The organism is Nitrobacter sp. NHB1 (genome assembly GCF_036964665.1).
Taxonomy (GTDB): Bacteria; Pseudomonadota; Alphaproteobacteria; order Rhizobiales; family Xanthobacteraceae; genus Nitrobacter.
On sequence record NZ_JBAMDA010000001.1, the window covers coordinates 1241561 to 1265168 of the forward strand.

At 60.5% G+C, this 23608-nt stretch carries 19 protein-coding genes, 1 tRNA gene and 2 riboswitches; of the genes, 7 read left to right on the top strand and 13 right to left on the bottom strand.

The genetic code is table 11. The annotated features are described in order from the left end of the window. Positions 1–244 precede the first annotated feature (244 nt). On the top strand, positions 245–1462 hold the full coding sequence (locus V4R08_RS05870) for an NADP-dependent isocitrate dehydrogenase (RefSeq protein WP_335578488.1): 1218 nt from the start codon (positions 245–247) through the stop codon (positions 1460–1462). Positions 1463–1531: 69 nt separating this feature from the next. Further along, on the top strand, positions 1532–1930 hold the full coding sequence (locus V4R08_RS05875) for a VOC family protein (protein WP_335578489.1): 399 nt from the start codon (positions 1532–1534) through the stop codon (positions 1928–1930). A 31-nt stretch (positions 1931–1961) separates the two neighbouring features. On the opposite strand, the gene alaS is transcribed toward V4R08_RS05875, so the two are convergent. Further along, positions 1962–4640: an alanine--tRNA ligase gene (gene alaS, locus V4R08_RS05880; protein WP_335578490.1), complete on the bottom strand. Its 2679-nt coding sequence runs from the start codon at positions 4638–4640 to the stop codon at positions 1962–1964. Positions 4641–4896: 256 nt separating this feature from the next. Continuing rightward, positions 4897–5000, top strand: a riboswitch (glycine riboswitch). Then, positions 5001–5085: riboswitch (glycine riboswitch) on the top strand. Positions 5086–5135: 50 nt separating this feature from the next. On the opposite strand from alaS, the gene gcvT reads away from it, so the two are divergent. From gcvT to gcvP, 3 genes are all read left to right on the top strand, one after another. Beyond that, positions 5136–6287: a glycine cleavage system aminomethyltransferase GcvT gene (gene gcvT, locus V4R08_RS05885; protein ID WP_335578491.1), complete on the top strand. Its 1152-nt coding sequence runs from the start codon at positions 5136–5138 to the stop codon at positions 6285–6287. 9 nt (positions 6288–6296) lie between these two features. Continuing rightward, positions 6297–6662, top strand: coding sequence for a glycine cleavage system protein GcvH (gene gcvH / locus V4R08_RS05890; protein WP_335578492.1), 366 nt, complete (start codon positions 6297–6299; stop codon positions 6660–6662). A gap of 73 nt (positions 6663–6735) precedes the next feature. Then, entirely contained in the window at positions 6736–9600 is a 2865-nt protein-coding gene (gene gcvP / locus V4R08_RS05895) for an aminomethyl-transferring glycine dehydrogenase (RefSeq protein WP_335578493.1), read from the top strand. 524 nt (positions 9601–10124) lie between these two features. Here gcvP and recA read toward each other — a convergent pair. Beyond that, positions 10125–11213 carry a recombinase RecA gene (gene recA / locus V4R08_RS05900; protein WP_335578494.1) on the bottom strand — a complete coding sequence of 363 codons (1089 nt, stop codon included), beginning with the start codon at positions 11211–11213 and terminating at the stop codon, positions 10125–10127. Positions 11214–11449: 236 nt separating this feature from the next. Between recA and V4R08_RS05905 the strand changes: the two genes are divergently transcribed. Beyond that, entirely contained in the window at positions 11450–12460 is a 1011-nt protein-coding gene (locus V4R08_RS05905) for a hypothetical protein (protein ID WP_335578495.1), read from the top strand. Here V4R08_RS05905 and V4R08_RS05910 read toward each other — a convergent pair. The 8 genes from V4R08_RS05910 to V4R08_RS05945 form a co-directional block, all read right to left on the bottom strand. Beyond that, positions 12411–13286, bottom strand: a complete 876-nt coding sequence (locus V4R08_RS05910) for an IS1595 family transposase (protein WP_335578496.1) — start codon at positions 13284–13286, stop codon at positions 12411–12413. The two genes, V4R08_RS05905 and V4R08_RS05910, sit on opposite strands and share 50 nt — an antisense overlap. A 545-nt stretch (positions 13287–13831) precedes the next feature. Continuing rightward, positions 13832–13909 (bottom strand) — tRNA-Pro (locus V4R08_RS05915). Positions 13910–14084: 175 nt separating this feature from the next. After that, complete coding sequence (locus V4R08_RS05920) at positions 14085–14672, bottom strand: MerR family transcriptional regulator (RefSeq protein WP_335578497.1); 588 nt, start codon at positions 14670–14672, stop codon at positions 14085–14087. Positions 14673–14787: 115 nt separating this feature from the next. Then, positions 14788–15120 carry an integration host factor subunit alpha gene (locus tag V4R08_RS05925; protein ID WP_335580192.1) on the bottom strand — a complete coding sequence of 111 codons (333 nt, stop codon included), beginning with the start codon at positions 15118–15120 and terminating at the stop codon, positions 14788–14790. A 131-nt stretch (positions 15121–15251) separates the two neighbouring features. Continuing rightward, the gene (locus V4R08_RS05930) at positions 15252–16229 is read right to left on the bottom strand and encodes a beta-ketoacyl-ACP synthase III (RefSeq protein WP_335578498.1); all 978 of its coding nucleotides are present in this window, start codon (positions 16227–16229) and stop codon (positions 15252–15254) included. Then, positions 16226–17287 (bottom strand): phosphate acyltransferase PlsX, encoded by a 1062-nt coding sequence (gene plsX, locus V4R08_RS05935; protein WP_335578499.1) that lies wholly within the window; start codon positions 17285–17287, stop codon positions 16226–16228. Before plsX ends, V4R08_RS05930 begins: the two co-directional genes overlap by 4 nt. Positions 17288–17561: 274 nt before the next feature. Continuing rightward, positions 17562–18152, bottom strand: a complete 591-nt coding sequence (locus V4R08_RS05940; protein WP_335578500.1) for a YceD family protein — start codon at positions 18150–18152, stop codon at positions 17562–17564. Positions 18153–18163: 11 nt separating this feature from the next. Beyond that, positions 18164–18703 (bottom strand): ubiquinol-cytochrome C chaperone family protein, encoded by a 540-nt coding sequence (locus V4R08_RS05945; protein ID WP_335578501.1) that lies wholly within the window; start codon positions 18701–18703, stop codon positions 18164–18166. A 109-nt stretch (positions 18704–18812) separates the two neighbouring features. On the opposite strand from V4R08_RS05945, the gene V4R08_RS05950 reads away from it, so the two are divergent. Further along, positions 18813–19301 carry an outer membrane protein assembly factor BamE gene (locus V4R08_RS05950; protein WP_335578502.1) on the top strand — a complete coding sequence of 163 codons (489 nt, stop codon included), beginning with the start codon at positions 18813–18815 and terminating at the stop codon, positions 19299–19301. A gap of 308 nt (positions 19302–19609) precedes the next feature. Here the strand turns inward: V4R08_RS05950 and V4R08_RS05955 are convergent, their stop codons facing one another. The 3 genes from V4R08_RS05955 to V4R08_RS05965 all read right to left on the bottom strand — a co-directional run bounded on the left by V4R08_RS05955 (position 19610) and on the right by V4R08_RS05965 (position 23604). Continuing rightward, positions 19610–21358, bottom strand: coding sequence for an AIPR family protein (locus V4R08_RS05955; protein ID WP_335578503.1), 1749 nt, complete (start codon positions 21356–21358; stop codon positions 19610–19612). Positions 21359–21516: 158 nt separating this feature from the next. Next, complete coding sequence (locus V4R08_RS05960) at positions 21517–21858, bottom strand: carboxymuconolactone decarboxylase family protein (protein ID WP_335580193.1); 342 nt, start codon at positions 21856–21858, stop codon at positions 21517–21519. A 213-nt stretch (positions 21859–22071) separates the two neighbouring features. Beyond that, positions 22072–23604 (bottom strand): acyl-CoA carboxylase subunit beta, encoded by a 1533-nt coding sequence (locus V4R08_RS05965; RefSeq protein WP_335578504.1) that lies wholly within the window; start codon positions 23602–23604, stop codon positions 22072–22074. Positions 23605–23608: the final 4 nt, after the last annotated feature.

A 23608-nucleotide genomic window follows, 5' to 3' on the forward strand; every position in this document is an offset into this window, starting at 1 on the left:
CGTCTTCGATTGCGCCTTTCCCGATTTTTCTCAAGCCAAATAATGCACTTATGGAATCGGATTGAATTTGCAGCGGAAGATGAGCACTTGCCGCCAAGCTTCAGGCTGGTTCGCTGCGAAAAACGTCAGAACGTCTGGAAAATCAGCGCCGTAATGCAGTCCGTTCGCTTCCGCCCGCGCCGTCGCGGTGCTATAGCCCGACACTTGCAGGCTATCCCCCTCCTCCGAAACGGCCCGATCCCCCATGGCAAAAATCAAGGTGACCAATCCCGTCGTCGAACTCGACGGCGACGAGATGACCCGGATCATCTGGAAATACATCAAGGACAAGTTGATCTATCCGTTCCTGGATATCGACCTGATGTATTTCGACCTGGGGATGGAATCCCGCGACAAGACCGACGACAAGATCACGGTCGAGGCGGCGAACGCCATCAAGAAGGTGGGCGTCGGCGTGAAGTGCGCCACCATCACGCCGGACGAGGCGCGGGTGCAGGAGTTCGGCCTCAAGCACATGTGGAAGTCGCCGAACGGCACCATCCGCAACATCCTCGGCGGCGTGATCTTCCGCGAGCCGATCATCTGCAGGAACGTGCCCCGCCTCGTTCCCGGCTGGACCAAGCCGATCATCATCGGCCGCCACGCCTACGGCGACCAGTATCGCGCCACCGACATCAGGTTTCCAGGCAAGGGCACCCTGAGCATGAAGTTCGTCGGCGAGGACGGCACGGTGATCGAGCGCGAGGTGTTCAAGGCGCCCGGCCCCGGAGTCGCGATGGAAATGTATAACCTCGACGATTCCATCATCGATTTTGCGCGCGCCTCGCTCAATTACGGCCTGCTGCGCGGCTATCCGGTCTATCTGTCGACAAAGAACACCATCCTCAAGGTCTATGACGGCCGCTTCAAGGACATCTTCCAGGACATCTACGACCGGGAGTTCAAAACGCAGTTCGAGGCCCGCAAGCTGACTTACGAGCATCGTCTCATCGACGACATGGTGGCTTCGGCGCTGAAATGGTCCGGCGGCTATGTCTGGGCCTGCAAGAACTACGACGGCGACGTGCAGTCGGACACGGTGGCGCAGGGCTACGGCTCGCTCGGCCTGATGACCTCGGTGCTGCTGACCCCGGACGGCCAGACGGTCGAGGCGGAAGCCGCCCACGGCACCGTGACCCGGCACTACCGCGAGCACCAGAAAGGCAAGGCGACCTCAACCAATTCGATCGCCTCGATCTTCGCCTGGACCCGCGGCCTGTCGCATCGCGCCAAGCTCGACGACAACGAGGCGCTGGCGAATTTCGCGGCCACGCTGGAGAAGGTCTGCGTCGAGACCGTCGAAGCCGGGTTCATGACCAAGGACCTCGCGCTTCTCGTCGGCGCCGACCAGCGCTGGCTGTCCACCACCGGCTTCCTCGACAAGGTGGCGGACAACCTGACGACAGCGATGGCGACGTCGTAACGCTCGATCCATTTTTGTTCTTGATATGTTCCTGTCGACAGCGTAGCTTCCTCCCAAACGGAGGACGCTATGATCGCTTATGTCACCATTGGTGCAATTGACGGCGATAAATCGGGCGACTTTTACGATGCCTTCTTTGATCCCATTGGCAGCGAACGCAAACTCGCAGGCGGTGGCTGGATCGGTTACGGCAAAAAGGGACCTGGCAAAACCATGATGGATTGCGATACCGCGATCTGCCCGCCGTTCGACGGCAAGGCCGCGCGGGCGGGCAATGGCATCATGGTCGCTTATGCCGCGCCCTCGCCGGAGGCTGTGAAAGCCGCGCATGACGGTGGAATGAAGAATGGCGGCACTGACGAAGGAGCGCCGGGCTTTCGTCCACCGGATGCAAAATCCGGATTTTACGCAGCGTATCTGCGGGATCCGACCGGCAACAAGCTGTGTGTGTTTTGCGTGGTGCAATGAGCAGCCGCTCGAACCGCGAGCATCGGATGGCTTAGCCGCCCATTGCCGCGGCAATGGCGTCGAGCGCGGCGCCCGCCTTGGCGCCGTCGGGACCGCCGGCCTGCGCCATGTCCGGCTTGCCGCCGCCGCCCTTGCCGCCGAGCACTTCGGACGCCTTGCGCACAAGATCGACCGCCGAGAAGCGCGTCACGAGATCGGGCGTCACGCCGACCACGATGCTCGCCTTGCCGTCGCCGCTGGTCGCGACCAGCGCAACCACGCCCGAGCCGAGCTGTTTCTTGCCCTGATCGGCGAGGTTCTTGAGATCCTTGATCTCGATGCCTTCGACCGAACGCGCCATCAGCTTGATGCCGCCGACATCGCGCACAGCCGTCGCGCCCGACGATGCGCTCCCGGCCCCGCCGCCGCCCATGGCGAGCTTCTTGCGCGCCTCGGACAATTCGCGCTCGAGCTTCTTGCGCTCCTCCATCAGCGCGGCGATCCGCGCCGGCATGTCGTCGAGCGTGGTGCGCAACTCGCCGGCGGCGGTTTTCGCAAGCTGGATGGCGTCGTTGGCGTGATGGCGCGCATGATGCCCGGTCAGCGCCTCGATCCGGCGCACGCCCGACGCGACTGCGCTTTCGCCGGTCACCGAGATCAGGCCGATATCGCCGGTGCGTTTCACATGGGTGCCGCCGCAGAGTTCGACCGACCAGCCAAGCGCGTTGCTCGCCGCGCCCTGCCGTCCCGTGCTGCCCATGGACACCACGCGCACCTCGTCGCCGTACTTCTCGCCGAACAGCGCCCGCGCCCCGGCCTCGCGCGCGTCGTCCACCGCCATCAAGCGGGTCGTGACCTCGCCGTTCTCCAGCACGACATCGTTGGCGATGTCCTCGATGCGGCGCAGTTCGTCCGTGCTGATCGGCTTGTTGTGGACGAAATCGAACCGCAGCCGCTCGGGCGCGACCAGCGAGCCGCGCTGCGCGATGTGATCGCCGAGAACCTGCCGCAGCGCCTCGTGGAGCAAATGGGTCGCGGAATGGTTGGCGCGGATCGCGCTACGCCTGCCGTGATCGACCTCCAGCGCCAGCGCCATGCCGGGCGTGAGCGTGCCCTGCTCGACGGTGCCGAGATGCACGAACAGGTCGCCTGCCTTCTTCTGCGTATCGGTAACGCGGACGCGCACGCCGTCGCCGGTCAGAACGCCGGTGTCGCCGACCTGACCGCCGGACTCGCCATAGAACGGCGTCTGGTTCAAAACGATGGCGCCGCTCTCGCCGGCCTTGAGGCCGTCGGCTTCCTTGCCGTCCTTCACGAGCGCAGCGACGACGCCCTCCGCGATCTCGGTCTCATAGCCGAGAAATTCCGTGGCCCCGAATTTCTCGCGCAACGGAAACCAGATCGTCTCAGTGGCGGCCTCGCCCGAGCCCGACCACGACGCCCTCGCCTTGGCCTTCTGCTGTTCCATCGCATCGGTGAACGATGCCAGGTCCACGCCGATGCCGCGCGCGCGCAACGCATCCTGCGTCAGATCGAGCGGGAAGCCATAGGTATCGTACAGCGTGAACGCGGTCTCGCCGTCGAACATGTCGCCCTTCTTCAGCGACACGCTCTTCTCGTCGAGAATAGAGAGCCCGCGCTCCAGCGTTTTGCGGAAGCGCGTCTCCTCGAGCCGCAGCGTTTCCTCGATCAGCGGCCGCGCGCGCTGCAACTCGGGAAAGGCCTCGCCCATCTCGCGCACCAGCACACCCACCAGCCGCCACATCAGCGGCTCCCTCGCGCCGAGCAACTGAGCGTGGCGCATCGCGCGCCGCATGATCCGGCGCAGCACGTAGCCGCGGCCTTCGTTCGATGGCAGCACGCCGTCGGCAATCAGGAACGAGGACGCGCGCAAGTGATCGGCGATCACGCGCAGCGACGCCTTCATCGGGCCCTGCGGGTCCGCGCCGGTCAGATCGGCCGCGGCGCGGATCAGCGCGACGAACAGGTCGATGTCGTAGTTGTCGTGCTTGCCCTGAAGCACGGCGGCAACGCGCTCAAGACCGGCGCCGGTGTCGATCGACGGCTTCGGCAGGTTGAGGCGGCTGCCGTCCGGCAGCTTCTCGTATTGCATAAAGACGAGATTCCATATCTCGACGAAGCGGTCGCCATCCTCGTCCAGCGATCCCGGAGGCCCCCCGGGAATCTTGTCGCCGTGATCGTAGAAGATCTCCGAGCACGGACCGCACGGACCGGTATCTCCCATCTGCCAGAAATTGTCCGCGCCACTGATGCGGATGATGCGCGATTCCGGCAGGCCTGCGATCTTCTTCCAGAGATCGAACGCCTCGTCGTCGTCGATGTAGACGGTGGCGATAAGCCTGTCCTTCGGCAGGCCGAACTCCTCGGTCACCAGCTTCCATGCCAACTCGATGGCACGATCCTTGAAATAGTCGCCGAACGAGAAGTTGCCGAGCATCTCGAAGAAGGTGTGGTGCCGCGCGGTGTAGCCGACATTGTCGAGGTCGTTGTGCTTGCCGCCGGCGCGCACGCATTTCTGCGAGGTGGTGGCGCGCTGATAGGGCCGTTTCTCGACACCCGTAAAGACGTTCTTGAACTGCACCATGCCGGCGTTGGTGAACATCAGCGTCGGATCGTTGCGCGGAACCAGCGGCGACGAGGGCACGATCTGGTGGCCGTTGGCCGCGAAGTAGTTCAGAAACGCCGACCTGATGTCGTTAACGCCGCTCATTGTGTTCCATCGCGTCAGTTAAGGGCTCGCGGCCCTGAGCGCGTATTCCGCAAAAGTGGGTACCGGTTTTGCGATCAGAATACGCGCAAGTTTGCAGTCGCATTTTGTCCAGCGACCGCTTTTAGACGGGGGTGGCCGGACTGTCCAGAAAGTGTGCAGGAGGATCAGGGGCTTGGCCGGTTCAAATAACATCCGTTGAAAGATGCTGCGGTGCGTTGACAGTCTTGTTGAAACCGTATTTTCCTCATATCTGATTGTAAGTCGCGTCGGGAGAGATCGGCCGCTTCTGAAGGGAAGCCGGCCGGCGCCGAAGGAGCAACCGCCCCGGAAACTCTCAGGCAAACGGACCGCGCGACTCGTTACATCTGGAAAGAGACCCTGCGGGCCGACGGTCCGGGAGGGTCCGCCGACGGGATAATACTCTCAGGCACAGCGACAGATGGGGTCTCTAACGGGTTTTCAGGGAATCGTCCCTTTGTAACCGCGAGGCCCCTGATGGTAACGGACGTTTCCGAAGCTCCGGTTCTGCAACGAACACCCCTGCACGCCCTGCACCTGGCGCGCGGCGGCCGGATGGTGCCGTTCGCGGGCCATGACATGCCGGTTCAGTACGCATCCGGCGTGCTGAAGGAACATCTCCATACCCGCGCCGGCGCCGGCCTGTTCGATGTCTCGCACATGGGCCAGATCGCGCTGCGGCCCAAATCCGGCAAGGTCGCCGACGCCGCGCTGGCGCTGGAGCGGCTGGTGCCGCAGGACATCGTGGCGGTCGCGCCGGGACGGCAGCGCTATGCCCTGTTCACCAATGCGGCCGGCGGCCTGCTCGACGACCTGATGGTGGCCAATTTCGGCGACCACCTGTTTCTGGTGGTCAATGGAGCCTGCAAGGCCGCCGACGAGGCGCATCTGCGCGAGCACCTTTCCGATGTCTGCACGATCGAGGTCCTCGCGGATCGCGCGCTGGTCGCGCTGCAAGGCCCGAAGGCGGCGTCCGTGCTGGCGAAGGTCTGCCCTGAAGCGTCCGCGATGCGCTTCATGGATGCCGGGCCGCAGCGGGCGGACGACATCGACTGCTTCGTCTCGCGGTCCGGCTACACCGGCGAAGACGGCTTCGAGATCTCGATTCCCGCGATACAGGCCGAAGCGCTGGTGTCCGGGCTGCTCGACGATCCCGACGTGATGCTGGTCGGCCTCGGCGCCCGCGACAGCCTGCGGCTCGAGGCCGGCCTCTGCCTTTACGGTCATGACATCGACGCCACGACAACGCCGGTCGAGGCCGCGCTGGAATGGTCGGTGCAGAAAATCCGGCGAAGCGGCGGCGCGCGCGCCGGCGGTTTCCCCGGCACGAACGTGATTCTCCCCCAATTCGAGCAAGGCGCGTCCCGCCGCCGTGTCGGGCTGAGGCCGGAAGGCCGTGCGCCGGTGCGCGAAGGCGCGCCGCTGTTCGCCGAAGCAGGCTCTGCCGATCCGATCGGCATCGTGACATCGGGCGGCTTCGGACCGAGCTTCAATGCCCCGGTCGCGATGGGCTATCTGCCGACATCACACGCCGCCATCGGCGGCACGGTCTTTGCTGACGTACGCGGACAGCGGCTGCCGCTGCGCGTATCCGCGATGCCTTTCGTTCCCCATAATTACAAGCGCTGAGGATTTGTCATGACCGTTTTATACACCACCGATCACGAATGGCTCCACATCGAGGGCGATACCGCGACCATCGGCATCACCGACCACGCGCAGTCGCAACTCGGCGACATCGTGTTCGTCGAACTGCCAAAAGTCGGACGCCAGTTGAAGAAAGCCGAAACTGCTGCGGTGGTCGAGTCGGTCAAGGCGGCCTCCGACGTCTACGCGCCGATTACGGGTGAAGTCATTGAAGTGAACGATGCGCTCGGCGCGGAGCCGGCGCTGGTCAATTCCGATGCCGACGGCAAGGCCTGGATTTTCAAGCTCAGAATCGCCGACAAGAACGAGCTTGACGGTCTGATGAATGAGGCCGCCTACAAGGCGCACACAGCGTGAGCATTTCTGTCGTGCCCGGCACAAAACGGGACATGACGCATTAAACTTAACCTATGCATCGAGGAGCAATCCGATGACCGCCCGTGAAGAGCCCGCCACCACCTTCGCGCGCCGCCATATCGGCCCGTCGTCACGCGATATCGCCGCGATGCTGGAAGCCGTCGGCGCGAAGAGCCTCGCGGCGTTGATGAACGAGGCGCTGCCGCCGTCGATCCGGCAGGCAGCGCCGCTCGATCTCGGCCAAGGCTTAAGCGAAACCGAAGCGCTGGCGCACATGCAGGAACTCGCTACCGGAAACCAGGCTTTCATCTCGCTGATCGGGCAAGGCTATTCCGGCACGATCCTGCCGGCGGTGATCCAGCGCAACATCCTGGAAAATCCGGCGTGGTACACGGCCTACACGCCCTATCAGCCGGAAATCAGCCAGGGGCGGCTGGAAGCGCTGTTCAATTTCCAGACCATGATCTGCGACCTCACCGGCCTCGATATCGCCAACGCCTCGCTGCTCGACGAAGCGACGGCAGTAGCGGAAGCGATGGCGCTCGCCGAGCGTGCATCTCCGGTGAAAACAAAAGCGTTCTTCGTCGATCACGAGGTGCATCCGCAGACGCTGGCGGTGTTGCGCACCCGCGCCGAACCGCTGGGCTGGACTCTCGTCACCGGCGATCCGCTGCGCGATCTCGACAAGGCGGACGTGTTCGGCGCGGTGCTGCAATATCCCGGCACATCCGGCGCGGTGCGCGATCTGCGCCCTGCGATCGCAGCACTGAAGGCCAAGGGCGGTCTTGCAGTGGTCGCCGCCGATCTTTTGGCGCTGACGCTGCTGGCCTCGCCCGGCGTGCTCGGCGCCGACATCGCCGTTGGATCGGCGCAACGCTTCGGCGTGCCGATGGGCTATGGCGGCCCGCACGCGGCCTACATGGCGGTGCGCGACACGCTGAAGCGGCTGCTGCCCGGCCGCATCGTCGGCCTCTCCGTGGACTCCCGCGGGGCACCGGCCTATCGTCTCGCTTTGCAGACCCGCGAGCAACACATCCGCCGCGAGAAAGCCACCTCCAACATCTGCACCGCGCAGGTGCTGCTGGCGGTGATCTCCTCGATGTACGCGGTCTATCATGGCCCCGAGGGGCTGGCGCAGATCGCGCGCACCGTGCATCGCCGCACCGCCACGTTGGCGGCGGGCCTGACGAGGCTCGGTTTCGCGCCGCTCAACGGTGCAGCCTTCGATACGCTGACCGTGAGCGTCGGCGACCAGCAGGACGAGATTGTTGCCCGCGCACTTAGCCAGGGCATCAACCTGCGGATCAACGCCGACCGTACACTCGGCATCGCGCTCGACGAGCTCACCACGCCGGAAACGGTCGAGGCCGTGTGGCGCGCGTTCGGCAGCGCGTTGTCTTATGCCGACGTCGAAACCCACGCCCCCGACCTGCTGCCTGCCGAACTCGGGCGCAGGACACCCTATCTGACCCATCCGGTGTTTCACGCGCATCGCTCGGAAACCGATCTGCTGCGCTACATGCGAAAGCTCTCGGACCGCGACCTTGCGCTCGACCGTGCGATGATCCCGCTGGGGTCCTGCACGATGAAGCTCAATGCCACCACGGAAATGATTCCGCTGACGTGGCCGGCGTTCGCGAGCCTGCATCCGTTCGCACCGCACGAGCAGGCGGAAGGTTATCACGCGCTGTTCGAAGAATTCGAACAATGGCTGATCGACATCACCGGCTACGATGCGATCTCGCTGCAGCCGAACTCCGGCGCGCAGGGCGAATATGCCGGGCTTCTGGCGATCCGCGGCTATCACGCCGCACGCGGCGAGGGTCACCGCACGGTGTGCCTGATCCCCTCCTCCGCGCACGGCACCAATCCGGCCTCCGCCAACATGGCCGGCATGGAGGTCGTGGTGGTGGCTTGCGATGCGCGCGGCGACGTCGACGTCAACGATCTCAGGGCCAAGGCGGCGCAGCACGCCGATCGGCTCGCCGCGATCATGATCACCTATCCCTCGACGCACGGCGTGTTCGAAGAGCGCATCCGCGAGATCTGCGATATCGTGCATGGCCACGGCGGACAGGTCTATCTCGACGGCGCCAACATGAATGCGCAGGTCGGCCTGTCGCGGCCCGGCGATTACGGCGCCGACGTCAGCCATCTCAACCTGCACAAGACCTTCTGCATTCCGCACGGCGGCGGCGGGCCGGGCATGGGCCCGATCGGTGTGAAGGCGCACCTCGCGCCCTTCCTTCCCGGCCACCCCGCGACCGACGGCGCGACGCCGCCCGCGGTCGGACCGGTCTCGGCGGCGCCGTTCGGCTCGGCCTCGATCCTGACGATCTCCTACATCTATGTCCTGATGATGGGCGGCGAAGGCCTGACGCGCGCCACCGAAGTCGCGATTCTCAACGCCAACTATGTCGCGCAGCGGCTCGATCCGCACTTTCCCGTGCTGTATCGCAACGTGAAGGGCCGGGTCGCGCATGAATGCATCATCGATCCCCGCGCGCTGAAGGCCGAAACCGGCGTCACCGTGGAGGATATCGCCAAGCGGCTGATCGACTACGGCTTCCATGCCCCGACCATGAGCTTTCCGGTACCGGGCACGTTGATGATCGAGCCGACCGAATCCGAATCGAAGGCGGAGCTGGATCGATTCTGCGACGCCATGATCGCGATCCGGCACGAGATCGCGGAGGTCGAGGCCGGACGCTGGAGCGTCGAGGCATCGCCGCTGCGCCACGCGCCGCATACGGTGCACGACATCGCCGACGATACCTGGTCGCGGCCCTACAGCCGGGCCCAGGGCTGCTTCCCGGCCGGCACCTCGCGGCTGGACAAATACTGGTGCCCGGTCGGACGAGTCGACAATGCCTACGGCGACCGCAACCTCGTCTGTTCGTGCCCGCCCATGGAAGACTACGCGCAGGCGGCGGAGTAGAAGATCACCGCCATCCAGAGGATCCGGCTGAAATGAGGCGTCATCGGCCGCGAAAGCGGACGATCCAGTAACCGAAGCGCACGCGACCGAAGTCGAGGCTAGAGCCTTTTTGCTTCTGATGGAATCGGAAGCGGAGCTCTATGATTTTGATTTGACGCGTTTTCTTCACGCGAACCGGTATCCATCCTCGGGTCAAGCCCGAGGACATGCTTCGCTTGAAAACGCTCTAATATGATTACTGGATACTCCGCTTTCGCGGAGTATGACGGCTTTCGTGTTGCACCTTCGCCCGCAAAGCTGCTTCCCGGTCGACCACGGAGGTGCGCGACAGCAAAGCCGGGGAGGATGTCCTCCGAGGGCGATCAAAAACAACAACGGACGCTGGGGATGTCGGCAACTCAACATCCACAGCGCCCGCCTGCTTCCGAGAGGTGCGACATACGCTTCCGCAAAGGATTCCCGTCTTCGCGGATCGCACCGAGCCCACGAGCCCGTGCCCGGAATAATTCTCTATCGGCCGACTTTCAGTCCTCCGCCGGCTCCTCGCCGTCGGCATCGCGCTCAGGGCTGCCGACCAGAATCTGCTCGGCGATCAGTCCCGAATTCTGCCGGATCGCCATCTCGATCTTGGCGGTGATGTCGGGATTGGCTCGCAAAAACGCTTTCGCGTTCTCGCGACCCTGCCCCATGCGCTGGCTGTCATGGGAGAACCAGGCGCCGGATTTTTCGACAATGCCAGCCTTGACGCCGAGATCGAGGATTTCCCCCATCTTGGAGATGCCCTCGCCGTACATGATGTCGAACTCGACCTGCTTGAACGGCGGCGCCAGCTTGTTCTTCACCACCTTGACGCGGGTCTGGTTGCCGACGACCTCGTCGCGCTCCTTGATCGCGCCGATGCGGCGGATGTCGAGGCGCACGGAGGCATAGAATTTCAGCGCGTTGCCGCCGGTCGTGGTTTCCGGCGAGCCGTACATTACCCCGATCTTCATGCGGATCTGGTTGATGAAGATCACCATGGTGTGGGACTTGTTGATCGAGGCGGTGAGCTTGCGCAGCGCCTGGCTCATCAGCCGTGCCTGCAGTCCGGGCAGTGCGTCGCCCATCTCGCCCTCGAGTTCGGCACGCGGCACCAGCGCTGCGACCGAGTCGATGATCAGCACATCCACAGCGCCGGAGCGCACCAGCGTATCGGCGATTTCCAGCGCCTGCTCGCCGTGATCGGGCTGCGAGATCAGCAGCTCGTCGACATTGACGCCGAGCTTGCGGGCATAGACCGGATCGAGCGCGTGCTCGGCGTCGATGAAGGCGCAAATGCCGCCCTTCTTCTGCGCTTCCGCCACGGTATGGAGCGCCAGCGTGGTCTTGCCGGAGGATTCCGGGCCGTAAATCTCGACCACCCGCCCCTTCGGCAGACCGCCGACGCCAAGCGCGATGTCGAGCCCTAGCGAACCCGAGGAAATGACCTCGATGTCCATCGACTTGTCGTTCTTGCCGAGCTTCATCACCGAGCCCTTGCCGAACTGACGCTCGATCTGGGACAGCGCGGCGGACAGGGCCTTCGACTTATCCATGGAGGATCCTTCGACGATACGCAGGGCAGCTTGAGACATAGGCCGGGCTCCTTATGAACGGGATTCGCGGGGGGGACAACGAATGGCGTTGTGGGGCATCAGGTAGAACTAATGTACCTTATTTGTTCTCAGTTCGCAATATGTTCTTTTTATCAGAACGCAGATTTATCCCTTGACGACAAGTGACGATTGCGATGTACCAGACTAGAACGCGACTGCAGTATGGTTTTGATTCGCCCCGCCATGGGCCAATGCGGAGCGTCCCTGGTTTCAAAATGCTGCTTCGGGAAGACCTTCGAAAGTGCATCGCCTTTATCGGCACGCCGGGGCCAAAGGAAAACGGCGGCATAACTTGCTGTGCGACTGGTTTTTTTATCGGATACGGCGGCTCACGTTATTTAGTCACCGCGCAGCATGTGGCTGTTGGTCTTGGTGATGATCCTTATCTAATCCGTCTCAACAAGACTGACGGAACGGCAGACAACATCACTGTTGATCCGCTGACGGATAACGTTCGTTGGTTTGTGAATGAAGCCGACCCTGATGTTGATCTGGCAGTAATGCCCTTCAACTACGCCTTAAGAGAGGCTGGTTACGAGTGCTTGTTTCTGAATGGTCCCGACTTCATTCGAGAGATGAACCCGCAAATCTCGCCGCCGGGCATTGGGGACTTCTGTTACACGCTTGGGCTATTCCAGTTGGTAGCGGGCAAGAAGCAAAATCTGCCTGTTGTCCATCGTGGTAGTCTCGCGATGATAGCTAATGAAGAGCGTATTCCCGTTTGGGATTGGTTAGCGCCGCCCGGCTCCGGGAAAGTTAGACAAGTACAGTGTCATCTAGTCGAGACTCAAAGCTTGCAGGGGTTAAGTGGCGCGCCAGTATTTGGGCGCGCATCCTTCGACATCGAAGGTTTTCCGGTTAGTGGATCGGAAGAGAAGATGACAATCAGAACTGCTGAACTCGGCGTGAGTCTATTGGGTATTTGGCAAGGTTCATGGGACGCTCCGCCGGGATCTATTCTTGGCGTTCAGGAGCATGGGTCATTTCGCGTTCCGGTCGGGATGGGTGTAGTAGTCCCAACAAAGAAGCTTATTGAGCTATTGGAAACGGAGCCAGTCGTGAATCAACGAGAAGATCACAAGCGCAAGTTTGCTAACGCCGCAACACTCGATTCCGCATTTCCCGAGAAATCCGTCCCTCCCGCCATCGGCGCAAACCCCACTCACCGAGAGGATTTCATGCGTCTTGTAGGCGCGGCAGCGCGAAAGCCTCCACAAGAAGGTTAAACATCGCCCAGTGCGACTTACGCATGTTGCGGCGATAGCTAAATTCGCTGACGTACTTCCAAGAATGCTTCGCTGAGATATGGACGTGAGTGCCCTTGATGGCGCGTTTGAACAGCGACCAATGGCTTTCCAGCCCGTTCACATGATGAATGCCTCGAACGTACTCTTTCGCGGAATGATTGACGGTGCCGTGGTCGTAAGCATGGCGAAGGCCATGGTAGGCTTTATGTTCGTCGGTGCTGATGATCGTGCCAGCCGGGATGTTTTCGTTGATGATGCCTTCAACCGTATAGGTAGTCACATCCGGGATCGGCGCGGCCAGCAAGCGCCCGTCGCGCTGTAGCATCCCGAAAACGACCGTCTTGTTGTCAGGCTCACCTTGCTTGCGACGGCCTCCAACGTGCGTTTCGTCAATTTCAATGTGGCCATCCATAGGGCCGCCCCACTTGTCATCTGCCGCAGCCATCAGCTTGCGAAGTTCATGGCACATACGCCATGCACATTTGTACGTGACACCCAACTGTCGCTCGACCTCCTTAGCCGCAACGCCGTGGCGGGTGCTGGTCATCAGGTACATGGCAAAGAACCACTTGGTCAGGTTGGTGCGAGACTTGTGGAAGATCGTTCCGGCGGCCGGGTAAACATGGTGGCCACATTCCTGACAGGCATAAGCTCGACGCTTGCTCATAGGGTGGAACGTCGCCCGCTGTTTGCAGCTGGGGCAAACAATCTCGGTCCCACCGAAGTTGATTTCCATCAGCTTGGCGAGGCAGGCGGCATCGTTGGGATATTCCTCTTGGAACTGCTTGAACGTGTATTTTGCCATCGTCTTATCCCCTTCGCGGGCCAGCTACCTGCGATTGAGGGATAGCCTATCGAACGGATTACTTGTCGTCAAGGGATAAATCTGTCAGAACGGTACTGGCCTGTTTCGACCCTTAGCGGCCCAATTTGGAATATGCGGTGGCCTAGTTTGAAACCTCCCGCTACGCTCCCTTTGGTTGAAGCGGCCGTAACAACCATGCGAGGGATCAAATGCGAAAGATCGTGGCTATTGCAGCCATCGGGATATTGCCGTTTTTGTTCAATGGTGGCGCAAATGCCCAAGGGGGAGGAGCAAGGGGCGCTAGCGGAAAATCTGTTAGGTGTCCCGTGAACACCTGCTCAAAAATCGGCACCGAACGGGCAAAGGATGTCAGATACTGTTCCGCCGCGAACTGCAGGAAAAACAGGCCGAAATGAAGATAAGGCCGTCTCAGTACTGGCCTACTTTTTTGACCCAGCAAGTGGCCTAGTTCGGCCAGTACCTCGGCGGAGGTGGAGAACCGCTGTGAGAATCGCAGAGGAAAAAGGAGGAATCGATACGGCCGGTGGTCGGAGCGAGAGGATTTGAACCTCCGACCCCTAGTCTCCCAGACTAGTGCGCTAACCGGGCTGCGCTACGCTCCGTGCCGTTCCGGCCCCGTTCCATTATAGCGTTTTCGAGCGAGGTGATACCGGTTCGCCCAAAGAAAACGCGTCAAAACAAAAAGCCGGAGGTAAGCTCTAGCCGCGTTCACGCGGCGGCGCAAGAAGCCCGCGGCATCCGCCGCGAGCGTCCTTGAAACGGGCTCCTCGGGACCCGTCAGCCGTCCGTGAGCGCGCTGTCCAGCAGTTGCCTGCAGGCGACAAGTTCGGCCAACACATCCTTGAGCTTCGCAAGGTCGAGCCCAGCGCTTACGCCCCGGATTGCCGCGCTGTCGGGACCGGACCACAGCACGTCATCGAGATCGTGCCGCAGCGGCTTATGCTCGCCCGGCTCCCGCGCGCGGGGCAAGCTGTCGCCGACATCCTCATCGTCCTCATGGTCCTCGGTCTCATAGCCGGGCGCGTCGTCGTCATCGATCGCGCCGAGGGTGCTGCGGATGTCGTCCTCGATGGCGCCAAAGGCCGCGGCGGACGACCCCTCGGTCAGGCCCTGCACCGATTTGATGCCGTGTTCTTTCAGAATCCGTTGCACGCCGCGGATCGTATAGCCCTCGCTGTAAAGCAGATGGCGGATGCCGCGCAGCAAATCGACGTCGTCCGGGCGATAGTAGCGCCGGCCGCCGCTTCGTTTCATCGGCTTGATCTGCGCAAACCGGGTTTCCCAGAACCGCAGGACATGCTGGGGAACATCGAGATCAGCAGCGACCTCGCTGATGGTCCGGAAGGCATCCGGTGCTTTGTCCAAATGCTCGCTCCTCTGCCAATCGTGTGCCGAACGCCGGACCAGTGTCCCGATTCCGAGGTTCGCATGCCCTCGCAGCAACCTTTGATGCGAACTTAGGAATCAAAGGGACACTAGCCTAGTCAGACTTGGTGTCGGCGCCGTTGCCGTTGCTGTTACCGTTGATCCGCTGCTTCAGAATAGCCGACGGCTTGAATACCATCACGCGACGCGGAGAGATCGGCACCTCGGTGCCGGTCTTGGGATTGCGGCCGATACGCTGGCCTTTTTTGCGCACCATAAACGACCCGAACGACGACAACTTCACCGTCTCGCCCTTTTCCAGGCAATCGGTGATCTCCTTCAGAACCAGCTCAACGAATGCAGACGACTCTGTCCGCGACAGTCCCACCTTTTTGTAGACTGCTTCGCAGAGATCGACACGAGTGACTGTTTTTCCGGTTTCGGTCATCGCCTGCCCCACGCTCCCGGCGAACAATTCGTAACTGAAATTAAGAGTTTAACGCCCGACGGTCAACCTATCACATCATGCTTTCGCATACTAGATGACGGCAATTTCCGGTGGATATTTTGACTCAACTCTTACCAGCGCAGGAGCGCAGAGCCCCAGGTGAAGCCTCCGCCCATCGCTTCCAGCAACACCAAATCGCCCCTTTTGATGCGTCCGTCCGCGACGGCGACCGATAATGCCAACGGAATCGATGCCGCGGAGGTATTGCCGTGGCGATCGACCGTCAGCACGACTTTTTCCGGCGCAATATGCAGTTTGTGGGCCGACGCATCGATGATTCGCTTGTTGGCCTGGTGCGGAACGAACCAGTCGATGTCGTCCGCGCTCGTGCCCGACGCATCGAATGCATCGACGATGACGTCGGTAATCATGCCAACGGCGTGCTTGAACACCTCGCGGCCTTCCATCCGGAGATAGCCCACGGTCCGGGTCGAGGAAGGTCCGCCGTCGACATAAAGTTTTGATTTATGACGGCCGTCCGAGCGCAGATGTGTCGTCAGAATGCCGCGATCCGAAGGCTTGCCGGGCTGCTCCTGGGCTTCCAGCACGACCGCGCCGGCCCCGTCGCCGAACAGTACGCAGGTCCCGCGATCGGTCCAGTCCAGAATGCGCGAGAAAGTTTCCGCGCCGATCACCAGCGCGCGCTTGAACGCGCCGGTACGCAGGAAATTATCGGCGGTGGCCAGCGCAAACACGAACCCGGAACAGACCGCCTGGAGATCGAAGGCCGCGCCTTGCTTGATGCCGAGTTCGCTCTGGACCACGACCGCCGTGGCCGGAAACGTGTTGTCCGGCGTCGACGTCGCCAGCACGATCAGGTCGATCGACTGTGCGTCGATGCCGGCATGAGCGAGCGCAGCCTGCGCCGCATGGATGGCGAGGTGCGACGTGAACTCCCCCTCCGCAGCGATGTGGCGCTGACGAATGCCGGTGCGCTGGACGATCCACTCGTCCGAGGTATCGACCCTGGTGGCCAGTTCGGCATTGGTCAGTATTCTTTGTGGCAGGTAGGAGCCGCAGCCGAGCACGACCGAACGTATCGCAGTCAAGAGAGGGCCTCCTGCACTGCCGACGCCGAAGCAAGGGTGTGGCCGTGGCGGTTGAGCGTTTCGTTGATCTTGGTCAGGAGATCGTAGCGGACCATCTCATAGCCAACATCGACCGCGTAAGCAAAGCCTTCGGCGTCGGTTCCACCGTGGCTCTTGACCACGATCCCGTTAAGGCCGAGGAACACGCCGCCATTGGACTTCCGGGGGTCCATCTTGTCGCGCAGCGCCTTGAAGGCTCCCCGCGCGAACAGATAGCCGATCCGCGATAACAGGGTGCGCGACATCGCGCTGCGCAGATATTCGGCGAGTTGCCGCGCGGTTCCCTCGGCCGCCTTCAGCGCGATATTGCCGCTGAAGCCCTCGCTGACAATGACGTCGGCGGCCCCCTTGCCGATACCGTCGCCTTCGACGAAACCGATGAATTCGAGCTGCGGCAGATCCATCGCCCGCAGCAATTCCGCGGCTTCGCGGATTTCCTCCCCGCCCTTGATCTCCTCGACGCCGATATTGAGGAGACCGACGGTCGGCCGCTCCAGATCGAACAGAACACGCGCCATGGCGCTGCCCATGATCGCGAGCGCCATCAGGTGGTGGGCATCGCCGCCGATCGTGGCGCCGAGATCGAGCACCACGGAATCGCCGCGCATGGTCGGCCATACCGCCGCGATCGCCGGGCGGTCGATGCCGGGCAGCGTCCGCAGGTTGAATCGCGCCATCGCCATCAGCGCGCCGGTATTGCCGGCGGACACCGCAACGTCGGCCTCGCCTTTCTTCACCGCATCGATCGCAAGCCACATCGAGGAGGTCTTGCGGCCGCGGCGCAGCGCCTGGCTGGGCTTGTCGTGCATGGCGACGGCGACGTCGGTGTGGACGACGCGAGAGACCGCCTTCATCGCCGGGTGAGCGGCGAGTTGCGCTTCGATCAGGACGCGGTCGCCGTAAAGCAGAAACTCGGTGTCGGGATGACGGTTCAGGGAAATCGCGGCGCCCGGAATGACCACCGATGCGCCGATGTCGCCACCCATGGCGTCAAGCGCGATTCGAACCTTTTGCGGCATGGAAGTCCCGGAAACCCTGATCTCTTGCAGCCCTGAAGCGCCCGGCCGCAAACGGAAGGATCGCCACCCCAGTGGCAGTCGCGAACGGCAGAGCGCGGCGCTTCATCGGCCCGGCCGCGACAATAGCGTGTCCCGGCCTTGATACAACCTCCCGACCCCGTGGAATCCCGCAGCCTTGCAACTCAAAAACAAGCGTCGAAAATAGAACGAAATCCCTTTATCTTCAATTGTTTACCATCAAATTTCTGAAAAATCACATCCGGTGTTTCGCACCTCAATCCTGCGTTGGCTTCTTCTTGCGCGATGAATTCGGATCGATTTTCAGCGCTTTAAGGCCGGCGAAGGGATGATCCTCGGGATCCGCCGCGCTGGAGGGGGGAGCGAAAACGGCATCGGGTTTCCGCGGATAAGGGTCGATCCCCAGAAACAATGCGTCGGTCGCCAGGCGCCCGAGATCGATGACTCCATTGACGATGGGCTCAAGCGCATCCGCAATGTCGCGGCCCGCATCCTCATCGTTATTGGCGGACTCCGCGAACTCGCGGACCCGACCTTCCGGCACGAAGACGAGGTCGATGTCCTCGACGATGTCGTTCTCGATCGGCTCGAGGGACACCACGCAGGTCTGCCCGACCCGCGCCGACACCCTGCCCCGCACATGCACCCTGTCATCGCGGCCGGGCGTCAGATCGAACGATGCGCGGGCCGATTCGATATCGCGCAAACCGGCGATCCTCGCCAGCGCCACGCGCGTGGCGTCGTCGGCCTCGATGTCGCGATGAAGGCCCGTTTCCGGAATCTGCGCCGCAACGACTCGCGCGCTCCAGGGATTTGCGATCGTGTCCGGCCTGTCCCTGGCGGTCATGCCCTGCTCTTTCATGTCCGTTGCGCGAGGTCCGGAAAGCGCAACCCTGCGCTCGAGGTTGCCTCGTCGCCATCGGCGAGCGTGGCTATCGCGTCCGCCGTATAGGCGGCAAGCCGCCGCGCGCTTTCGATGTCCCGGCCATTATAGATATTCTTGTCGAGCGCCTGTGCCAGCGGCTCCGGGCCTCCGGCAAAGGAAAGATCGTAGGCCGCCGAGCGGCCGTAGAACGCTTCCCCAAACGCCCGCATCCGCTTGGGAACGCTCAGATCGCCGACACCCATTTCGCGCAAGTTAGCGTCCATGTCGCTGCAGAAATGATCGAACAGCGCCTGCCGAAGTGCGTCGTCCGGTCTCGGCTTCAGTTGCCGAAGGACCATCCACAAGTGCAGCAGAACCATATCGAAGCGGCCATCGACCGTGTCCGGCACTCCTAAGGCACGATAAAACAAGGGCTCTCGCGCTTGCGCCACGATCATGCCATAGATGGCTTCAATGGTGCGGCGCGACGGAGCGCTGGGTTGTTTTCTGAAGCGATTGAACGGCCAGAGCATGTGGGTTTCCGAAAGACAGCCCGCAGGACTCCCGATTGTTGCAATCGGGGACCGTTGCCGGGTACGTCAACGGCTCGCGCGATGCAAGAGGATGAGGTCAGCCTCGAAAATGACGATTTCGACCCCGACAATTTCGATCCCAAAGACAGCACGCGGAAACGCCGCGCCGCGATGGCGTCGCCTGCGCGCGACGCTCGCAGCCGCGCTGGTATGTGCGGCCATGGCGGGCTGCACCGGCGAGCAGTTCCAGAAGGGCTACATCCTGCCTCCCGGCGCGCTCGAGCAAATCCAGATCGGGGCCAGCCAGGATCAGGTGCTGATCGTGATGGGGACTCCGTCCACGGTCGCGACGCTGAACGGCGAGGTCTTTTATTACATTTCGCAGCGCTCGAACCGTCCGGTCGCGTTCATGCATCAGCGTGTCACCGATCAGCGCGTGATCGCCATCTATTTCGACAAGAACCGCCAGGTGATCCGGCTCGCCAACTACGGGCTGAAGGACGGCAAGATCTTCGACTTCATCAGCCGCACCACGCCGACATCCGGCCAGGAGATAAGCTATCTCGCGCCGCTGTTTAAACTGCTGAGCTTCAATTAAAGCGGGATGTTGACGAACGTTTCAACGCGTCACGGCCGGGCATAGCCGTTCGAAGAACGGCGTCGCTTCGCTCGCCTATGTCCCGACCATCCAGGTCTTTGATCGGATTGTTTCAAGACGTGGATGCCCGGCATAAAGCCGGGCATGACGGGCCAATCAAATCTCATCCCCCTTTAGCGTCACGCCCGCATCGCACCGAACGACCTCACCGCATCCGACAGGTGCTCGCGCGGGTATCACGCATCGAAGGCGGCACGTTTGGAAACGGCGGAGGATGTGAAGGAGGGGCATTAGATTAAGACGCCAGCTTAACCTTCGATATCTCGAATCAAAGAAAGATTATCCTCAAACTTCCTTTCGATAGCAGCCCAAACCTTTGGGTCACGAGGCAGTGAAAATGCCGTTCCTTCCTCGCTACTGAGCATATCTCGATAAGATTGGGATAATGTGCGGCTTATAACTTTCATTGAACGATCAAAAAACGAGTTAAACTTCCCCCCGAAAGCAAAAAGTTCATCAAACGAAACAATCCGATCTACTACAACCACTTGATCACAATATCGCTTGAATAGCTTCAGGCCATAGTACTTCAGACGCGAAATCTGCCTTAGGTCGACGATACTGGTCTGCAAAGACTTCAGCGCGGATTCAATTTTCCAAAAAGCATGTATCGCAAGCAACGTCGTACGGAATTGATCATCACTCCAAATATCAACTAATTCCCCATCCGCTCCAAAAGAGAATCCATACAACCCTCCCTCCTCCGGCAATAAAAATAGTTTCGCCGGATCGGAAATAGGAATGCGAGGATCATTATGCCACGCGTATCGGATTTTTCCTAAGTCTTGAAGCTTAAGAACCGATTGTGCAGCACTCGATCGCGGATAAGGCCGCTTTCTACCATAAGCAATCTGAGGAAATTCGCCCCGAGGCTTTGTAGACTTAAACTTCTCCTCAAGCCAAAGCTGGATCTTATCATTAGATCGAAAGTCTGGCGCTCGAAGCGTATTCTGTGTGTTGTTCGTCTTGATTAGGGACGCGGCTATCCCTGTTTCGCGGTGGGCATGTCTAACGGCAGTTAGCTTCACCAAGACAAGAACGTCTTTTAATTGCTCTGAATTGGTATGCCTAATTGCACCAAGCGTTTGAGCGCCGTTTACGACCTGCAACTTTGTAATTTGCAGTTTTTTCGATTTTGGTTCGAAATGGAATTCCTCGCAGAGTGCAGAAATGCCGTTATTAAAATAGTAAAAGTGCTCCGGGTGCTTGGATAGCGTCTCTGTCAGACCAGCATTCACCTCGCCCTTACGCCCCAAAAATCGACGTATATTCCAGTTGAATAAACTATCCTTATGCTCTAGCGCCAAATCCTTTAGGGCAGTTCCCCGAATAGCGAATGTCAGATTATTTAGATTCCCGTCCGGTTGCATAAAATGCCCGCCAGCCAGAGTAAGCGTTACATTGTCGGGATACTTTTCCTCAATACTTTGAACAGAGACGTATTCATCACGAAGTCCAGAAATATCCCAGACGTCAAATTTAACATTGGCTTTGTGTTTTGCGCCGTTAAAATTTTCAATTAGAGCCGCGACCTTATCATCAGCGATGCCAGTACTTACAAAAATAAAATGAATCAGGTATCCCTGCTTAATCCAATACTCAAACTCAGCAACAAGCTCCAATATTTTCGGATTTTTTGTTCTCCGTTGCTCAAAATATTTATGATCCCGCAATAATTCGTAGTTCGAGAAAAACGATTTTATTTCGTGCTCAGGAATAGGGTCTGACGCGGCAATTTTGGGATGCTTGCACTGAAGAATGTAAATTTCTTCAGTCTCCTTGCTCTCAAAAAATATATCAATTCCGGCGTCATCGCTTCTGACTATGCATTGCTCAGCGTTGTTATCCGCGGCAGGGTACCGATCGCTCAACAGACGAAAGCACCAATCTTCGAATACCATCCCCCTCTGCTTAGCGTTGTCGAAGCTCCAATTGTTGTGCGCACATGTTTCCTGCAAGGAAGATCGCAGACTTTGCTTGAATTCCTCGATCTTCATACGTTCATCCTCACAACGGAGTATTATCGAGCTTCTTCGTCAGCGCATCGACGTGTTTGTCCCTCAGCATCGCGATCACGCTTGCACGACGCGGCGGCACGCCGAGCGCGCCATGATCACGTCGTCGATGGTGCCACGCTCGGCGGCGCTGTCCTTCGCTACGCCTTACTGATGGCGTCGTAAGCGTCCATCACTCTTGCGGAAAAAACCAGCGCAGCCCCGGCATTTATCGCGATGGCGACCCCAAGCGCTTCCGCGACTTCCTCGCGTGTTGCGCCATACTTGATGGCCGCGTCCGTATGCACGGCGATACAGCCGTCGCACTGCCGGGTCACAGCGACAGCCAGGGCGATCAGTTCGCGGGTCTTGTCGCCAAGCTTTCCTGTCTTGGCGCTTGCACCGCTGATCTCTGAGTATCCCCGCGTAATCGAAGGACTGATCTTTCCAATTTCGCCAATCCTGCCCGAAAGCTGCTTCTTGTAGTCGTTCCAGTCGAACATCATCGTCGCCTCCTCGATTATCCGGGTTTACGAGTTTGCTAACATCGAAGTCGTGAGATCGTTTGCAAGCGTCTCATTATTATTCCAGGCTAGAGCCTTTTCGCTTCTGATGGAATCAGAAGCGGGGCTCTATGATTTTGATTTGACGCGTTTTCTTGACGCGAACCGGTATCCACTTCGCTCGAAAACGCTCTAATCTTCCGTCGTATCCGCTCACAGCGGAATATTGTCGTGCTTCTTCATCGGTGCGTCAACGTGCTTGTCCCTCAGCATCGCCAGCGCACGGGCGATGCGCTTGCGGGTCGAGTGCGGCATGATGACGTCGTCGATGTAACCGCGCTCGGCGGCTATGAACGGCGACAGGAAGCGATCCTCGTATTCTTTTGTGCGCGCGGCGATCTTCTCCGCATCGCCGATGTCGCTGCGGAAGATGATCTCCACCGCGCCCTTGGCACCCATCACCGCGATCTGCGCGGTCGGCCAGGCGTAGTTCATGTCGGCGCCGATTTCCTTGGACGCCATCACGTCGAACGCGCCGCCATAGGCTTTGCGCGTGATGACGGTGACCAGCGGCACCGTGCATTGCGAATAAGCGAACAACAGTTTTGCGCCGTGCTTGATCAGCCCGCCATACTCCTGCGCCGTGCCCGGCAAAAAGCCCGGCACATCGACGAACGTCACGATCGGAATGTTGAAGGCATCGCAAAAACGCACAAAGCGCGCGGCCTTGCGTGATGCGTCAGAATCCAGCACGCCCGCCAGCACCATCGGCTGGTTGGCAACAAAGCCGACGGTGCGCCCGGCAATGCGGCCGAAGCCGGTGACGATGTTTTTCGCAAACGTCTCCGCGAGTTCGAAGAAGTCGCCCTCGTCCACGACCTTCAGGATCAGTTCCTTGATGTCATAGGGCTTGTTGGGATTGTCGGGAATCAGCGTGTCCAGCGAGTCGTCGGTACGCTCGATGTCGTCGAAACTCGGCCATTCCGGCACGCCGTCGGTGTTGTTGCCCGGCAGGAAGTCGATTAGCCGGCGCATCTGCAAGAGTGTTTCGACATCGTTTTCGAACGCGCCGTCGGCGATCGACGACTTCGTCGCGTGCACGCTGGCGCCGCCGAGTTCTTCCGCGGTCACCACTTCGTTGGTGACGGTCTTCACCACGTCGGGACCGGTGACGAACATGTAGCTGGTATTCTTCACCATGAAGATGAAGTCGGTCAGCGCCGGCGAATAGACGTCGCCGCCCGCGCACGGCCCCATGATGACCGATATCTGCGGAATGACGCCGGAGGCCTGCACGTTGCGGCGGAATACATAGGAATAGCCCGCGAGCGCGGCGACGCCTTCCTGAATGCGCGCACCGCCGGCATCGTAGAGGCCGATGATCGGCGCCCGCGCCTTCAGCGCCATGTCCTGTATTTTGGTGATCTTCAGCGCGTGCGTTTCCGACAGCGAGCCGCCGAACACCGTGAAGTCTTTCGCGAACACAAACGTCTTGCGGCCGTTGACGGTGCCCCAGCCGGTGACGACGCCATCGCCCGGCACCTTCGATTTCTCCATGCCGAATTCGGTCGAGCGGTGCTCGACGAACATGTCGAACTCCTCGAACGAGCCCTTGTCGAGCAGAAGCTCGATACGCTCGCGCGCCGTCAGCTTGCCGCGCGCGTGCTGCGTCTCGATGCGCTTCTCGCCACCGCCGAGTTTTGCAGCGGCGCGGCGGGCGTCGAGGGTTTCGAGGATGTCTTTCATGGGC

Excerpts from the sequence above, each read along its gene's own strand:
- V4R08_RS05905 (WP_335578495.1), top strand. The coding sequence starts at position 11,450 with ATGCTGCTTCGGGAAGACCTTCGAAAGTGCATCGCCTTTATCGGCACG.
- recA (WP_335578494.1), bottom strand. The coding sequence starts at position 11,213 with ATGTCTCAAGCTGCCCTGCGTATCGTCGAAGGATCCTCCATGGATAAG.
- V4R08_RS05875 (WP_335578489.1), top strand. The coding sequence starts at position 1,532 with ATGATCGCTTATGTCACCATTGGTGCAATTGACGGCGATAAATCGGGC.
- V4R08_RS05940 (WP_335578500.1), bottom strand. The coding sequence starts at position 18,152 with ATGACCGCCAGGGACAGGCCGGACACGATCGCAAATCCCTGGAGCGCG.
- V4R08_RS05945 (WP_335578501.1), bottom strand. The coding sequence starts at position 18,703 with ATGCTCTGGCCGTTCAATCGCTTCAGAAAACAACCCAGCGCTCCGTCG.
- gcvP (WP_335578493.1), top strand. The coding sequence starts at position 6,736 with ATGACCGCCCGTGAAGAGCCCGCCACCACCTTCGCGCGCCGCCATATC.
- gcvH (WP_335578492.1), top strand. The coding sequence starts at position 6,297 with ATGACCGTTTTATACACCACCGATCACGAATGGCTCCACATCGAGGGC.
- gcvT (WP_335578491.1), top strand. The coding sequence starts at position 5,136 with ATGGTAACGGACGTTTCCGAAGCTCCGGTTCTGCAACGAACACCCCTG.
- alaS (WP_335578490.1), bottom strand. The coding sequence starts at position 4,640 with ATGAGCGGCGTTAACGACATCAGGTCGGCGTTTCTGAACTACTTCGCG.
- V4R08_RS05960 (WP_335580193.1), bottom strand. The coding sequence starts at position 21,858 with ATGTTCGACTGGAACGACTACAAGAAGCAGCTTTCGGGCAGGATTGGC.
- V4R08_RS05950 (WP_335578502.1), top strand. The coding sequence starts at position 18,813 with ATGACGATTTCGACCCCGACAATTTCGATCCCAAAGACAGCACGCGGA.
- plsX (WP_335578499.1), bottom strand. The coding sequence starts at position 17,287 with ATGCCGCAAAAGGTTCGAATCGCGCTTGACGCCATGGGTGGCGACATC.
- V4R08_RS05870 (WP_335578488.1), top strand. The coding sequence starts at position 245 with ATGGCAAAAATCAAGGTGACCAATCCCGTCGTCGAACTCGACGGCGAC.
- V4R08_RS05925 (WP_335580192.1), bottom strand. The coding sequence starts at position 15,120 with ATGACCGAAACCGGAAAAACAGTCACTCGTGTCGATCTCTGCGAAGCA.
- V4R08_RS05955 (WP_335578503.1), bottom strand. The coding sequence starts at position 21,358 with ATGAAGATCGAGGAATTCAAGCAAAGTCTGCGATCTTCCTTGCAGGAA.
- V4R08_RS05965 (WP_335578504.1), bottom strand. The coding sequence starts at position 23,604 with ATGAAAGACATCCTCGAAACCCTCGACGCCCGCCGCGCCGCTGCAAAA.
- V4R08_RS05910 (WP_335578496.1), bottom strand. The coding sequence starts at position 13,286 with ATGGCAAAATACACGTTCAAGCAGTTCCAAGAGGAATATCCCAACGAT.